The sequence below is a fragment of the Streptomyces mesophilus genome (assembly GCF_011044995.1).
In the GTDB taxonomy this organism is placed as follows: Bacteria; Actinomycetota; Actinomycetes; order Streptomycetales; family Streptomycetaceae; genus Streptomyces; species Streptomyces mesophilus.
In genome coordinates this window covers 1-14359 of sequence record NZ_JAAKZW010000217.1, presented here as the reverse complement: position 1 = coordinate 14359, position 14359 = coordinate 1, and the positions used below count along the sequence as shown (strand labels likewise).

Annotated in this window: 13 protein-coding genes; 10 read left to right on the top strand and 3 right to left on the bottom strand. The window is 71.5% G+C overall.

All coding sequences use genetic code 11. The features are described from left to right. Window positions 1-122 precede the first annotated feature (122 nt). Window positions 123-1082 carry an ROK family protein gene (locus G6045_RS33040; protein ID WP_408056389.1) on the top strand — a complete coding sequence of 320 codons (960 nt, stop codon included), beginning with the start codon at window positions 123-125 and terminating at the stop codon, window positions 1080-1082. 14 nt (window positions 1083-1096) lie between these two features. On the opposite strand, the gene G6045_RS42025 is transcribed toward G6045_RS33040, so the two are convergent. Further along, window positions 1097-1918 carry an EamA family transporter gene (locus G6045_RS42025; RefSeq protein WP_165335863.1) on the bottom strand — a complete coding sequence of 274 codons (822 nt, stop codon included), beginning with the start codon at window positions 1916-1918 and terminating at the stop codon, window positions 1097-1099. Window positions 1919-1966: 48 nt separating this feature from the next. Continuing rightward, complete coding sequence (locus G6045_RS33030; protein WP_165335862.1) at window positions 1967-3508, bottom strand: AMP-binding protein; 1542 nt, start codon at window positions 3506-3508, stop codon at window positions 1967-1969. A gap of 141 nt (window positions 3509-3649) precedes the next feature. Here G6045_RS33030 and G6045_RS33025 point away from each other — a divergent pair, with 141 nt between their 5' ends. Together G6045_RS33025 and G6045_RS33020 are read left to right on the top strand one after the other, a co-directional pair. Then, entirely contained in the window at window positions 3650-4525 is an 876-nt protein-coding gene (locus G6045_RS33025; RefSeq protein ID WP_165335861.1) for a helix-turn-helix transcriptional regulator, read from the top strand. A 125-nt stretch (window positions 4526-4650) separates the two neighbouring features. After that, window positions 4651-5301, top strand: coding sequence for a LysE family translocator (locus G6045_RS33020; protein ID WP_165335860.1), 651 nt, complete (start codon window positions 4651-4653; stop codon window positions 5299-5301). A 13-nt stretch (window positions 5302-5314) separates the two neighbouring features. On the opposite strand, the gene G6045_RS33015 is transcribed toward G6045_RS33020, so the two are convergent. Beyond that, on the bottom strand, window positions 5315-6439 hold the full coding sequence (locus G6045_RS33015) for a winged helix DNA-binding domain-containing protein (RefSeq protein ID WP_165335859.1): 1125 nt from the start codon (window positions 6437-6439) through the stop codon (window positions 5315-5317). Window positions 6440-6716: 277 nt separating this feature from the next. Between G6045_RS33015 and G6045_RS41725 the strand changes: the two genes are divergently transcribed. From G6045_RS41725 to meaB, 7 genes are all read left to right on the top strand, one after another. Then, window positions 6717-7100, top strand: coding sequence for an RNHCP domain-containing protein (locus G6045_RS41725; RefSeq protein ID WP_165335858.1), 384 nt, complete (start codon window positions 6717-6719; stop codon window positions 7098-7100). Window positions 7101-7140: 40 nt separating this feature from the next. Further along, window positions 7141-7569 carry an RNHCP domain-containing protein gene (locus tag G6045_RS33005; protein WP_165335857.1) on the top strand — a complete coding sequence of 143 codons (429 nt, stop codon included), beginning with the start codon at window positions 7141-7143 and terminating at the stop codon, window positions 7567-7569. A 78-nt stretch (window positions 7570-7647) separates the two neighbouring features. Beyond that, a complete protein-coding gene (locus G6045_RS33000) occupies window positions 7648-8058 on the top strand; it encodes a DUF3224 domain-containing protein (RefSeq protein WP_165335856.1) in 411 nt (136 codons plus the stop codon). Window positions 8059-8142: 84 nt separating this feature from the next. Further along, window positions 8143-9171 carry a DUF4436 family protein gene (locus G6045_RS32995; RefSeq protein WP_165335855.1) on the top strand — a complete coding sequence of 343 codons (1029 nt, stop codon included), beginning with the start codon at window positions 8143-8145 and terminating at the stop codon, window positions 9169-9171. A gap of 119 nt (window positions 9172-9290) precedes the next feature. Further along, a complete protein-coding gene (locus tag G6045_RS32990; RefSeq protein ID WP_165335854.1) occupies window positions 9291-11090 on the top strand; it encodes a methylmalonyl-CoA mutase family protein in 1800 nt (599 codons plus the stop codon). Further along, window positions 11090-13267 (top strand): methylmalonyl-CoA mutase, encoded by a 2178-nt coding sequence (gene scpA / locus G6045_RS32985; RefSeq protein ID WP_165335853.1) that lies wholly within the window; start codon window positions 11090-11092, stop codon window positions 13265-13267. The genes G6045_RS32990 and scpA overlap by 1 nt, the downstream gene beginning before the upstream one ends. Window positions 13268-13301: 34 nt before the next feature. Beyond that, window positions 13302-14282 carry a methylmalonyl Co-A mutase-associated GTPase MeaB gene (gene meaB, locus G6045_RS32980; protein WP_165335852.1) on the top strand — a complete coding sequence of 327 codons (981 nt, stop codon included), beginning with the start codon at window positions 13302-13304 and terminating at the stop codon, window positions 14280-14282. Window positions 14283-14359 lie beyond the last annotated feature (77 nt).

Below are 14359 nucleotides of genomic sequence, written 5' to 3'. Positions count from 1 at the left end.
CTTCGCCCCCGGGCCCCCTGCATCCGAACTTCGTTCGGATCTGCTCAAGCGCCGCAGGGGCTGAAAGATCGCCTCAAGCGCCGCAGGGGCTGAATTCGCTCACCAGAACAGGAGCACCACCCGTGACCACCCTCGATCTCCTCCCGCTCCCGGCCCCCGACAGCGCGGGCCCCGGGATCACGCTTGCCCTGGACATCGGGGGGACGAAGATCGCGGGGGCGTTGGTGCGGGGCGACGGGAAGTTGCTTGTCAGCGCGCGTCGTGCCACTCCGCGCGGGACCGACGGCGACGGGGTGATGGCCGCGCTCGAAGAGGTCGTCGGCGAACTCGCGCAGGCCCCCGAGTGGGCCGGTGTGCGGCGGTGCGGGATCGGCAGCGCGGGGCCGATCGACGCCTCGCGCGGCACCGTGAGTCCGGTCAACATCGGGGCCTGGCGCGGTTATCCGGTCGTCGAGCGGACCGAGAAGGCGCTCGCACGGCACGGTGCACCGGTGCCCACCGTGCTCGTCGGCGACGGGGTCGCGATGACCGCCGCCGAGCACTGGCTGGGCGCCGCCCGCGGCCATCGCAACGCCCTGTGCATGGTGGTCTCCACGGGCGTCGGCGGCGGTCTGGTGCTCGACGGCCGGCTGCACCCCGGACCGACCGGGAACGCCGGGCACATCGGCCACATCAGCGTCGAACTCGACGGTGAGCTCTGTCCCTGCGGCAGCCGCGGCTGCGTCGAGATCATCGCGTCCGGTACGTCGATCGCGCGGCACGCGGGGCTCGCCGACGCGGCCGCCGCGGCCGAGGCGGCCCGCGCCGGCGACCCGGCCGCGCTCGCGGCCTTCGACCGCGCGGGCAAGGCGCTCGCCGCGGGAATCGCGGGCACGGCCACGCTCGTCGAGATCGACATCTGCGTGATCGGCGGCGGGGTGGCCGCGGCGGGAGACCTGTTGTTCGGCCCGCTGCGACGGCACTTGAAGACCTACGCCGCCCTGTCCTTCGTCGGCCATCTGGAGATCACGGCGGCGGCTCTGGGAACCGAGGCCGGTCTTGTGGGGGCGGCTGCCGCTGCGGGGCAGTTGCTGGAGGTGTGACGCCGGGGCCGGCCTCATCCCAGTGCGAGCAGCACCGTCGCCGCCAGCGCTCCCCACAGCCCGAGCATCTGACGGCGGTCGACGCGCTCGTGCAGGACCGCGAGCCCCAGGATCACGGGGATCGCCGGGTAGAGCGAGGCGAGCACCACGGCCACCGCGAGCATCTGCTGCTGTGTGGCCAGCAGGTACAGGCTCAGGCCAAGGGCGGCTCCCGCGCCGATCACGAAGGCCTGGACGCCCTGCACCACCGGCACGCGGAGCCGGCGTACCGCCGTGGGAAGGAGCACCACGACGGCGACGAGCCGGCCCGCGGTCACCGCCCACAGACCGCTCGACGCGTCCGCCTGCGCAAGGGCCAGGTACTGCACCGCGACGCCCGCGCTCGCCAGCAGTCCGTCCGTGACACCCCGGCCGGGGGCCGCCTGCCGGGAGCCGCCGGAGACCAGCCACAGGGCGGGCGCCGTGACCGCGATGCCCGCCCAGGCCAGCGGGGACGGGCGGTCGTGCAGGACCACGACACCGGCGAGTACGGACAGGACCACCGAGGTCACGGCGCTCACCGGGACCACCACGCTCATGTCGCCCCGGCTCAGTCCGCGGTTGAGGAACCACATGGCGGCCGCGCTGCCCACACCGGAGAGCCCGCCCCACCACAGGTCGCCCTGGGACACGGACGTCGCGGGCACCACCAGGGCGGCCGCGACGGCGAACACCAGACCGCCGAGCTGCCCGAGCAGCGTGACCGCCGCGAAGGGGATACGGCGTGACAGGATGCCGCCGGCGAAGTCGACGAGACCGTAGAGGACGGCGGAGGCCAGTGCGAGGAGAGCGCCCATTCGTTCAGGTGTGCCCGGTCGGGCCAGGTCGAAGCCCGGAGCGGACGATCAGTTGATCCGGCGCGAGCGCCCTTCCCAGTACGGTTCCCGCAGCTTGAACTTCTGGATCTTGCCCGTGGCCGTACGCGGAATCGACTCCCTCAGCTCCACCGAGGTCGGCGCCTTGTAGCCCGCGATCCGCTCCTTGCAGTGGGCGATCAGCTCGGCCTCCGTGGCCGTCGCGCCCTCCTCCAGGACGACGAGGGCCTTGATGGTCTCGCCCCACTTCTGGTGCGGTACGCCGATCACCGCGACCTCGGCGACCGCGGGGTGGCCGAAGAGGGTGTCCTCGACCTCGATCGACGAGACGTTCTCGCCGCCCGTGATGATGACGTCCTTCTTGCGGTCGGAGATGGTCAGATGGCCGTCGCTCTCGTCGATCACTCCGCCGTCGCCCGTGTGGAACCAGCCGCCCTCCAGGGCCGCCTCGGTCTCCTCGGGCTTGTCCCAGTAGCCGTCGAGGACCACGTTCGACCGGGCGAGCACCTCGCCGGAATCGGCGACCTGGAGGCGTACGCCCAGAGCGGGAAGGCCCGCGCGGGACAGCTTGCGGGCGCGTTCCTCGGCCGGCAGGGCGTCGTCCTCGGGCCGGGTGCGGTTGAAGGTGAGCAGCGGGGAGGTCTCGGTGAGGCCATAGATCTGGGTGAACTCCCAGCCCAGTTCCTCCTCGACGCGCTGGATGGTGCGGCTGGGCGGCGGTGCGCCCGCGCAGACGAGCCGCACCTTGTCGCGGCCCGGGATCTCGCCCTGCCAGTCGGCCGCCGCGCCGAGCACCGCGTTCCACACGGCGGGCGCCCCGCACATCAGCGTCACGCCGTGCTGTGCGACCCGGCGCAGGATCTCGGTGCCGTCGACCTTGCGCAGCACGACCTGCTTGGCGCCGAGTCCGGCCATCACGAACGGCATGCCCCAGCCGTTGCAGTGGAACATCGGCAGAGTGTGCAGGTAGACGTCCCGCTCCCAGGCGCGGGTGTGCAGGCCGAAGGTGAGGCCGTTGACCCAGATGTTGCGGTGGGTGAGCTGAACTCCCTTGGGGCGTGCGGTGGTTCCCGAGGTGTAGTTGATGGTGGCGGTCGCGTCCTCGTCCGGCCGTGACCAGGGCCGTGGCTCGACGCCGAAGCGCATCAGCCCGCTCTCGGTCTGCTCGCCGAGGACGAAACGGTGCCGTGCCTTCACCGACGACAGCGCGTCATCGAGCTCCGGGTCGACGAGGACCGCCGACGCACCGCTCTGCCGCACGATGTACTCGGTCTCCTCCGGCTTCAGGCGGAAGTTGACCGGCACGCAGATCCGCCCGCTCATCGGGACCGCGAACAGCAGCTCCAGCATGCGTGCGGAGTTGTGGCTGACGACGGCGATCCGCTCGCCCTCGCCTATCCCGAGCGCGTCGAAGCCCGCCTGCCAGGCGCGCACCCGCTCCCCCAGGCGACCGTAGGTCGACTCCGGTACGACGGGCGCCGGCTGGTCCGGCTCGTCGATCACACCGGGACTGCTCGCGAAGCCCGCCTCCGCCCGGTGGAGAAAGTCCGCGACGGTCATCGGTGTCCGCATGATGTGTCTCCTGTGATCCGGTATCCGGTGCATTCGGCCCATCCCTACGTAGCATCCTGTGCTCAGGAGCCTCGGTAAAACCACCCCCTCAGCAGGGACGGAACCGGGCCTCCACGGGGCGAGCACGGAAGGCGGGCAGCAGTGACGGGGTACGAGGGACGGGGAGCCGAGGCGTACGAGCTGCGCTCCGCGCTGGTGCGGCTGCGCCGGGACACCGGGCTTCCGGTGGCGCTCGGCGGGCTGGTCTACGACCGGCTCGGATCGCCGCCCGGGCCCTCGCGGCAGCGCGGTCGGCTGCGTATCGACGAGGTGAGCGGCACGGTCTCGGGCGCCCTCAAAGGCGTGGCGGTCAGCACGGGTTCGGGCCTCGGCGGCAAGGCCGTCGCGCTGTCCCGGCCCTGCGCGGTGGTCGACTATCAGGAGGCGCGGCACATCAGCCACGAGTACGACGCCTTGGTCGCCGCCGAAGGGCTGCGCTCGGTGCTCGCGGTGCCGGTGATCGTCCGCCGCAAGGTGCGCGGCGTCCTGTACGGGGCGCTGCGCTCACCGCAGCCGCTCGGTGAGCGGATCCTGACGGCGGCGGTCGCGGCGGCCCGGGATGTGGAACAGGCCCTGGTCGTACGGGACGAGGCCCATGACCTCCTGGTGGCGGCGCGCGAACCCGCCGTCGGAGCGGACGCCTGGGAACGGGTGCGGGAGGCGCACAGTGCGCTGCGTGCGCTCGCGCCCAGGATCGAGGACCCGCGGCTGCGCGCCGAACTCACCGAGGCCTATGGCACGTTGGCGGCCGCGTCCGAACCCGCCGTACGCCCGTCGCCCGAAGTGCGCCTGGCGCCGCGCGAGGTGGATGTGCTCGCCTGTGTCGCGCTCGGCGCGACCAACGCGGCGGCGGCCGAGCGTCTGGGGCTCGGGGCGGAGACCGTCAAGGGCTATCTGCGCTCGGCGATGCGCAAGCTGGGGGCGCATTCGCGGTGGGAGGCGGTGGTGGCGGCGCGGCGGGCGGGGTTGCTGCCGTGAGGCCCGGCTCTGTGCCGGAGCCGGGCTCTGTGCCGGAGCCGGGCGCGTCCGGTCCGTAAGACCCTTCGGTCAGGCCCTGACATTCGCGTCCGCACGTCACCTAGCATCGCGGCGGGGGTGAGGACATGGTGTCCATGGACCGTCTGCTCGCGTTCGCCGCGATGTCGTTGCTGGTGATCGTGATCCCGGGGCCGAGCGTGCTGTTCGTGATCGGACGGGCGCTGGCGCACGGCCGCCGCACCGCGCTCGCGACCGTGCTCGGCAATGTCGTCGGCTCGTATCTCCTGGTCGTCGCGGTCGCGTTGGGTGTCGGCACGCTCGTGGAGCGCTCGGTCACGGTGTTCGTTACGGTGAAGCTCGCGGGCGCCGCGTATCTGATGTACCTGGGGGTGCAGGCGTACCGGCACCGCAAGGAGATGAAGGCCTCGGCGATGCGGGGCCCGGGTGAGGGCGGGGCGCGGCGCGGGGATCTGCGGACCGTGCTCGACGGTGTGATCGTGGGAGTGACCAACCCGAAGGGGATCGTCTTCTTCGCCGCCGTGCTGCCGCAGTTCGTGGACCACTCCGCGGGCGGTCTGCCGGGCCAGATGCTGATCCTCGGCCTCGTACCGATCTGCATCGGCCTCGTCACCGACACGGCCTGGGGCCTGACCGCCTCCGCCGCCCGCGGCTGGTTCGCCCGCTCCGACCGCCGCCTGTCGATGATCGGCGGCGCGGGCGGCTTCGCGATGATCGGACTCGGGGTGACGGTGGCGGCGACGGGGCGGGCGGAGTGAGCGCCCGCCCCTGCTAGGCGCCCACCACCTTCTCGTACCGGATGTCGTACGGCAGCCCCGTCCCCAGCGGCCCTTCGAGCAACCGCACCGCCTCCGCGTCGAGTTCGGTCCGTTGTGCCTTGGTGAGCTTGCCGAAGGTTTCGAAGGTGATCGTCGACGACTCCTTGTCCTCCGCCAGCTTCCATACGCCCGCGAGGAAGCCGTCGACCAGGAAGACGCTCCAGGCGAAGTTGCCCAGCCAGGTACGGCCCTTGTACTCGGGCGGTACGACCCGGGTGCGGTCGGCGTGCGAGAGCAGCAGGTTGTCGAACTCGGGGAGCAGCCGGGCCGGCGCGGGCGTGTCCGCGTCCGGGCGGGGTGCGTCCGGGAGGTCGAAGAGCTCGACGCCGTGCTCGTCGCGGAAGGTCAGCAGGCCGGGGCGCAGCCGCTCGAAGACCTCGCGCATACGGGTCAGACCCGCCCAGGTCTGGAAGTCCTTGACGGACGCGGGGCCGAACGCGGCGAGATAGCGCAGCACCGTCTCGTCCGGCACCGCTTCCTGCCCGTCGTCCCTGCCCAGCCAGTGCGTGAGCGTCGTCAGGGAGACCTGGCCGCTCTGCCGCCACAGCCCGCGTGGCGTGACCTGCACCAGCGGCAGCGAACAGCGGGCCGCGATGCCCAGCGCCTGCGGGTCGGCGTCCGGCCAGCGCTCCAGGAGCGCCTCACGGATCTCCTTGAGGGTGCGCGGCCGCTCCTCCACCAGCTCCTTCGCGCGTACGACGAGTTGATCGAGGTCGACACCGGCCAGACCCTTGCGGAACATGTTCAGCTCACGGGTGCGCGCGGGCTGCACCAGGCCGCGCAGGGCGAGCGCGTCGTCCGCGGTGTGGGTGTGGATCGTGGAGCGCATCGTGACGATCCGTACGAGCTCACGGGAGGCCATCAGCGCCGAGAACTCCTCCGGCTCGAAGCCGTCGAGGCGCGCGGCCAGCGCGTAATAGGGCGGCTTGACGTTCTGCGCCTGCAGACCCAGCAGATGCGCGACCGCGTCCGCGGGCTTCATGGTGTGCCGCCGCAGCAGCAACTGCCGTTCCAGCGTGGCGCGGTTGAGCGCGCGCGTGGTGAGGACCGGGCCTTGGGCCTTCTTCGCTGCCGTCATGTCCAGCACGTTAGCGAGGGACGCGGACAGCTGCCGTCCTCAATGACGTACCGCGGAAAATCGGTGGACGAGTCCCCGTGGGCCGAGGTTGGCTTGGTCCGCGAGCAACTCCGTTCGCCCCTTGTCATGGAAGAGGTGTCTTGATGACCCGCCTTGCGCCGAGCGCGCCTCGCGACGCCGCGTAACTGCCCGCAGTACGCGTCACCGTCCACCATGCTCCGAGGCCGCTCGGCCTGCTCTTGCTGTCCTCGCACATTCCTCAGCAAGGAGCACCCGGGTGTCCAGCGATCACCTCGCACACCAGCACCACACCACCGGCGCCTTCGGCGTCGACACCTTCGCCTGCGTACGGTGCGGCCTGACCGTATCGGCCCAGGCCGCCGACAGGACGCGGCGCAACCACTGCCCGTCCTGTCTGCACTCCCGGCATGTCCTCGACCAGGTCGAGGGCGGTCCCTCCGCGTGCGGCTCGCGGATGAGCCCCATCGCCATCGCGGTCCTGCGCACCGGCGACTGGACGCTCGTCCACCGCTGCGTCCGCTGCGGTGAGCTCACCTCGAACCCCGTCTGCGGGGACGACAACCAGCTCATCCTGATGCGGATGGCCGTGCGGCCGCTGGCCGATCCTCCGTTCCCGCTCGAAGCGTTCGGCACGCTCTGAACGCCCGTAGCGCTCACCGGAGGATCTCGGAGGACCAGCCATGCCACGCCGCACCCGGCGCACCGACCGCACGCAGCGCGGCCGGCCGCAGCGCCACAAGGACGTCCTGCACACAGCGGGGCGCCATCGGGCCCATGACTTCCGGTGTGTGGGCTGCCGGCTCGACGTCTCCCTCGTCGCGCCCGGCACCGCGCACCGCAACCATTGCCCGAACTGTCTGACCAGCCTCCATGTCGACCACCGCATCCCCGGCGACCGCGCCGCGGACTGCCGGGGACGGATGGAGCCGCTGGGCCTGACCGTACGGACGGACGGCGAATGGATGCTCATCCATCAATGTCTGACGTGCGCCCGGCTCAGCTCGAACCGCATCGCCGGCGACGACAACGCACTGGCCCTGGTACGTCTGGCTCTCAGACCGCTCCAGGACCGCCGCGTCGCCACCAGCGCCCTGCTGTCGATGCCCTGAGCCGGCCCCGGCCGGGGGCGGACGCCGCCTGTCCGCCCCCGGCCGCTTTTGTCAGTGCCCGCCCCTAGCATCGGCCGCATGAGAGCTTCGGGAACGTTCAGCGTGAAGTCCTTCGTGCCCGCCGGGGTGGCCGTGCCGCAGGAGGTGACCACGGCCGTGCCGGTGGGGGTGGCCACGATCGAGAAGCATTTCGAGGGTGAGATCACCGGCCGCTCGACCACGCTGTTCACCGCCGCGTACGACCAGGCCAAGGGCATCGGCACCTATGTGGCGATGGAGTCCTTCGAGGGCGCGGTCGGCGGCCGCTCCGGCACCTTCAACTTCGCGCATGCGGCCACCACGACGGGCGATGTCTCGCGGCTCGGCGAGTACTTCGTCATCGTCCCGGCGAGCAGCGCCGGGGAGCTGGCGGGGATCACCGGGACCGGCGGCATCGCGGTCGACGAGGACGGCACGCACCGGATCTGGTTCGAGTACGAGCTCGGCTAGGGCGCGCTCGGCCGGGCCCGGCGGGGCGCGCCCGGCGGGGTGCTCACGTGGCGCGGCTGCGGCCCTCGCCCGAGGATCGGAGGTATGCCCGCCGCGGTCGATCCCCTCCAGCCGGTGAGCGCCCTGCGCCGGCGCTACCGGCTCGCGCGGCGGGCGGCGGGCGAGCTGCCCTGGCGGCGGCTGCGGATCGGCGCGGCGGCGCTGTGCGTGATGTTCGCGCTCGGGGTCGCCATGTACCTGCAGGAGCGGTCCGTACGGACCCGGGCCCTGACGGTGGGCGCCGCCGAAGCCCCCGACCGTATCGACGTGGGCGCGACCGTCCACCGCACCGACCCCGATGCGCGCACGCTCGCGGTACGGATCACGGCGGACCCGCGCGGTGTGTACGCGGACGCGGCGGGCGGGCCCCGGGCGGATCTCACCCTGATCAGCAACTCGCCGGGCCAGGAGCATCTGACCTTCACGGCGCACAGCCTCTCGCGCGTCCGCGATCTGACCCTTGCGCTGCGCGAGGGCACCTCCTCCGACTATCCCTTCGACCGCTACGGCACCTCGCTGGTCCTGCGCGCCACCTTGGGCGGCGAGCAGGTCCCGCTCACGCTGCGGCTGCGGGACCAGGACCCCGACTTCACGCTGCACTCCCAGGCCGCCCGCTACGCCTTCGGCGTGGCCGAGGTCGACAGCCAGGTGCGGCGCTCGCGCAGCACGTTCCTGATGGCGTGGTTCATGGCCGGGGCGTTCTGGGCCATCGGCCTCTCGGTCGTGGTCGCCTGCGGTCTGGTCGTACGGCAGCGGCGCGGCCTGGTGTGGCCGGCGCTCGGCTGGATGGCCGCGAGCCTGTTCGCCCTGGTGGGGTTGCGGGGAGCCGCGCCCGGGTCGCCGCCGAACGGTTCGATGCTCGATTACGGCGCCTTCTACTGGGCGGAGGCCCTCATCGCGTTCGGTCTGACCCGGCTCGTCTTCCACGGCATCCGTCTGGAGCACCGCAAGGGCGGCCCGATCGACCCCATGCCCGTACCGCGTCCGGCCTGGCTGCGCCATCGCCGGGTGCCGCCCGGAACCGCGGCACGCAGCCGGGCGGCGGCCCGCGCCAGGCGCCGCGCACGACCGTGATCACACCGGTTACCTGCCAGTAGTCCAGAACGCGCGAAGGATCAACCCCCGCCAGGAGAGGGCAAGGTCACAGCCCTGCCCCCTGCTGCTCCTTTGCTAACCACCGCTAACATCCGAGCATGACGGTCCTGCCTGACGACGGGCTCTCCCTGGCCGCCGAGTTCCCTGATGCGACCCATGAGCAGTGGCAGCGCCTCGTGGAAGGCGTACTGCGCAAGTCGGGCAAGGAAGTCTCGGGCGACGCCGCCGAGGACGCCCTCTCCACCAAGCTCGAGGACGGGCTCACCACCCGGCCTCTGTACACCTCCGCCGACGCCGAGCCCGGCCTGCCCGGGTTCGCTCCCTACCTGCGGGGCGCCCGCCCCGAGGGCAACGCCGCCGGCGGCTGGGACGTACGGCAGCGGCACAGCCATCCCGATCCCGTACGAGCGAACGAAGCCCTGCTCGGTGACCTGGAGAACGGTGTCACCTCGCTGTGGCTGACGGTCGGCGAAGGCGGGCTGCCCGTCGAGGGTCTCGCGCGGGCGCTCGACGGGGTGTATCTCGACCTCGCGCCCATCGCGCTCGACTCCGGTGCGCAATTCGCCGGAGCCGCGGCCGAGTTGGTGCGCCTGCACACCGAGCGCGGCACTCCCGCGGACGACGTACGGGGCAACCTGGGCGGCGATCCGCTCGGGTACGAGGCGCGCACCGGCCGGGCGCAGGACTTCGCGCCGGTCGCCGAGTACGCAGCTCAAGGACAGTTCCCGCACCTGCGGGCCCTCACCGTCGACGCCCTGCCCTACCACGAGGCCGGCGCCTCGGCCGGGCAGGAGCTGGGCGCCTCGATGGCGACCGCGGTGGCGTATCTGCGGGAGCTGACGGAGGCGGGCCTCACCGCCGAACAGGCCGTCGGACAGCTGGAGTTCCGTTACGCGGCGAGTGCCGACCAGTTCCTGACAATCGCCAAGTTCCGTGCCGCCCGGCGCCTTTGGGCCCGGGTCGCCGAGGTCTGCGGCACCGAGGGTGCGCAGCGGCAGCACGCGGTGACCTCGTCGGTGATGATGAGCCGCCGCGACCCGTGGGTGAACATGCTCCGTACGACGGTCGCGACCCTGGCCGCGGGCGTCGGCGGCGCCGAGTCGGTGACCGTACTGCCCTTCGACCACGCGCTCGGTCTGCCGGACGCCTTCGCGCGCCGTATCGCCCGCAACACGTCGACGATCCTGCTCGAGGAGTCGCATCTCGCGCGGGTGATCGACCCGGCGGGCGGCTCCTGGTACGTCGAGCAGCTCACCGGTCAACTCGCCCGCGCGGGCTGGGAGTTCTTCCAGGAGATCGAGCGCGCGGGCGGCCAGGCGGCGGCCCTGCGCTCGGGAATGCTCCGGGAGCGCATCGCCGAGACCTGGTCCGTACGCAGCAAGAAGCTCGCGACCCGCAAGGAACCCATCACGGGCGTCAGCGAGTTCCCGCACCTGGCCGAGAAGCCCGTCGAGCGCGAGGCGGCGCCCGCCGCACCGGCCGGGGGCCTTCCGCGGGTCAGCCGCGACGAGGCGTACGAGGATCTGCGCGCCCGCTCGGACGCGTATCTGCGGGTCAAGGGCGAGCGTCCGAAGGTCTTTCTCGCGACGCTCGGCCCGGCCGCCGCGCACACCGCCCGCGCGACCTTCGCCGCGAACCTCTTCCAGGCGGGCGGCATCGAGCCGGTCACCGGGGAGTTCGCGTCCTCGGGCGCGCGGATCGTCTGCCTCTGCTCCAGCGACGGCGTGTACGAGGAGCAGGCCGCCGCGACCGCCGCGGAACTCAGGGCGTCCGGCGCCGAGTACGTGTTCCTCGCCGGGAAGCCCGCCTCGTACGAAGGCGTCGACTCGTACGTCTTCGCCGGCTGCAACGCCGTGGACGTCCTCACCTCCACCCTCGACCGCCTGGGAGTGTCCTGATGGGAATCCCCGACTTCTCCGGGATCGACCTCGGGAGCCCGACGCCCACGTCTTCGACGGACGCATGGCGAAGGGCCGTCGAGGAGTCCACGGGCAAGGACGACGGCGAGCTCCTCTGGGAGACCCCGGAGGGCATCGCGGTCAAGCCGCTGTATACGGGCGAGGACCTGGAAGGCCTCGACTTCCTCGGCACGCACCCCGGCATGGCGCCGTATCTGCGCGGCCCGTACCCGACGATGTACGTCAACCAGCCCTGGACGATCCGGCAGTACGCGGGGTTCTCCACGGCCGAGGAGTCCAACGCCTTCTACCGCCGCAATCTCGCGGCCGGCCAGAAGGGCCTCTCCGTCGCCTTCGACCTGCCCACGCACCGCGGTTACGACAGTGATCACCCGCGCGTGACCGGTGATGTCGGCATGGCGGGCGTCGCGATCGACTCGATCCTCGACATGCGCCAGCTCTTCGACGGCATCCCGCTGGACAAGATGACCGTCTCGATGACGATGAACGGCGCGGTGCTTCCGATCCTCGCGCTCTACATTGTGGCGGCCGAGGAACAGGGCGTACCGCCCGAGAAGCTCGCGGGGACCATTCAGAACGACATCCTCAAAGAGTTCATGGTCCGCAACACCTATATCTATCCGCCGAAGCCGTCGATGCGGATCATCTCCGACATCTTCGCGTACACCTCGCAGCGGATGCCGCGCTACAACTCGATCTCCATCTCCGGCTATCACATCCAAGAGGCGGGCGCGACGGCCGACTTGGAGCTGGCGTACACCCTTGCGGACGGTGTCGAGTACCTGCGGGCCGGGCAGGAGGCCGGGCTCGACGTGGACGCGTTCGCGCCCCGTCTGAGCTTCTTCTGGGCGATCGGCATGAACTTCTTCATGGAGGTCGCCAAGCTGCGGGCCGCGCGCCTGCTCTGGGCGAAGCTGGTGAAGCAGTTCGACCCGCAGAACGCCAAGTCCCTCTCCCTGCGCACCCATTCGCAGACGAGCGGCTGGTCGCTGACCGCGCAGGACGTGTTCAACAACGTGACGCGGACGTGCGTGGAGGCGATGGCGGCGACCCAGGGCCACACCCAGTCGCTGCACACGAACGCGCTGGACGAGGCGCTGGCCCTGCCGACCGACTTCTCGGCGCGGATCGCCCGCAACACCCAGCTCCTGCTCCAGCAGGAGTCGGGGACGACGCGGACGATCGACCCGTGGGGCGGCAGCGCGTACGTCGAGAAGCTGACGTACGACCTCGCGCGCCGTGCCTGGCAGCACATCCAGGAGGTCGAGGCGGCCGGCGGTATGGCGCAGGCGATCGACGCGGGCATTCCGAAGCTGCGCGTCGAGGAAGCGGCCGCGCGCACCCAGGCCCGTATCGACTCGGGACGCCAGCCCGTCATCGGGGTGAACAAGTACCGCGTCGCCACCGACGAGAAGATCGACGTGCTCAAGGTCGACAACTCCTCGGTGCGCACCCAGCAGATCGAGAAGCTGCGCCGGCTGCGCGCCGAACGCGACGAGCAGGCCTGCCAGTCCTCTTTGGAAGCGCTGACCCAGGCCGCAGCAGGCACGGGCAACCTCCTGGAACTGGCCGTGAACGCGGCCCGCGCCAAGGCGACCGTGGGCGAGATCTCCGACGCACTGGAGAAGGTGTACGGGCGGCACGCGGGCCAGATCCGTACGATCTCCGGCGTGTACCGCAACGAAGCAGGCGAGGCGCCGAACGTGGACCGCACCCGCGCCCTGGTCGACACGTTCGACGAGGCCGAGGGCCGGCGGCCGCGCATCCTGGTCGCCAAGATGGGCCAGGACGGCCACGACCGCGGCCAGAAGGTGATCGCCACCGCCTTCGCCGACCTGGGCTTCGACGTGGATGTCGGCCCGCTGTTCCAGACGCCGGCCGAGGTCGCGCGCCAGGCCGTCGAGGCGGACGTGCACATCGTCGGCGTCTCGTCGCTGGCCGCCGGACACCTCACGCTCGTACCGGCGCTGCGCGAGGCGCTGGCCGAGGAGGGCCGCGAGGACATCATGATCGTGGTGGGTGGAGTCATCCCGCCGCAGGATGTGCCGACGCTGCTCGAGATGGGCGCCGCCGCGGTCTTCCCGCCGGGGACGGTCATTCCGGACGCGGCGTACGACCTGGTGGAGCGGCTTTCCGTAGCGCTCGGGCACGAATAGCACGACTGAGATCAGGCGGAGGCACGGTCAGTTCATGCCGAGGATCGATCTGGATGCGTACGTCAAGGGTGTGCTCGACGGGAAGCGGGCGTTCGTCGCGCGCGCGATCACGCTCGTCGAGTCCACCCGTCCCCAGCACCGTGCGCTCGCCCAGGAACTCCTGACCGAGCTGCTTCCGCACAGCGGCAAGGCGCGGCGGATCGGGATCAGCGGGGTGCCCGGGGTCGGCAAGTCCACGTTCATCGACGCGTTCGGGACGATGCTGACGGGGCTCGGGCACCGGGTCGCGGTGCTCGCCGTGGACCCCTCGTCGACCCGTACGGGCGGCTCGATCCTCGGCGACAAGACCCGCATGGAACGGCTTTCGGTCGACCCCGCGGCCTTCGTCCGCCCCTCGCCTTCGGCCGGCACGCTCGGCGGGGTCGCGAAGGCCACTCGGGAGTCCATGGTCGTGATGGAGGCGGCCGGTTACGACGTGGTGCTCGTCGAGACCGTCGGCGTCGGGCAGTCGGAGACGGCGGTCGCGAACATGGTCGACTCCTTCCTCCTGCTCTCCCTGGCCCGTACCGGTGACCAGTTGCAGGGCATCAAGAAGGGCGTCCTCGAGCTGGCGGACGTCCTCGCCGTCAACAAGGCGGACGGCCCGCACGAGCGCGACGCGAAGGCGGCGGCGCGTGAGCTGGCGGGTGCGCTGCGTCTGATGCACCCGGCCGACGCGGCGTGGACTCCCCCGGTCCTGAGCTGCAGTGCGCGTGAGTCGACGGGCCTCGACGCGGTCTGGGACCGCCTGGAGCAGCACCGCATGCTCCTGGAGTCCACGGGCCGCCTGGCCGACAAGCGCCGGGCCCAGCAGGTCGACTGGACCTGGTCGATGGTCCGCGACGAGCTTCTGGGGCGACTGCGGTCCCATCCCGCCGTACGCGCCCAGTCACCGGACCTGGAACGCCAGGTCAGGGAGGGCGAGTTGACACCGACGCTGGCGGCGGAACGCATCCTCAAAGCTTTCGAGAACTGAGCGTTCGTCTGCCGCAGGCGCCCGCCACCTGCGCCGATGCGACCAAGAGCACAGTCCCCGACCCCAACCACCACCCC

Coding starts and splice junctions, on each gene's coding strand:
- G6045_RS33020 (WP_165335860.1), top strand. CDS start 4,651: ATGGTGTCCATGGACCGTCTGCTCGCGTTCGCCGCGATGTCGTTGCTG.
- G6045_RS32995 (WP_165335855.1), top strand. CDS start 8,143: ATGCCCGCCGCGGTCGATCCCCTCCAGCCGGTGAGCGCCCTGCGCCGG.
- G6045_RS33000 (WP_165335856.1), top strand. CDS start 7,648: ATGAGAGCTTCGGGAACGTTCAGCGTGAAGTCCTTCGTGCCCGCCGGG.
- G6045_RS33030 (WP_165335862.1), bottom strand. CDS start 3,508: ATGCGGACACCGATGACCGTCGCGGACTTTCTCCACCGGGCGGAGGCG.
- scpA (WP_165335853.1), top strand. CDS start 11,090: ATGGGAATCCCCGACTTCTCCGGGATCGACCTCGGGAGCCCGACGCCC.
- G6045_RS33015 (WP_165335859.1), bottom strand. CDS start 6,439: ATGACGGCAGCGAAGAAGGCCCAAGGCCCGGTCCTCACCACGCGCGCG.
- meaB (WP_165335852.1), top strand. CDS start 13,302: ATGCCGAGGATCGATCTGGATGCGTACGTCAAGGGTGTGCTCGACGGG.
- G6045_RS32990 (WP_165335854.1), top strand. CDS start 9,291: ATGACGGTCCTGCCTGACGACGGGCTCTCCCTGGCCGCCGAGTTCCCT.
- G6045_RS33005 (WP_165335857.1), top strand. CDS start 7,141: ATGCCACGCCGCACCCGGCGCACCGACCGCACGCAGCGCGGCCGGCCG.
- G6045_RS42025 (WP_165335863.1), bottom strand. CDS start 1,918: ATGGGCGCTCTCCTCGCACTGGCCTCCGCCGTCCTCTACGGTCTCGTC.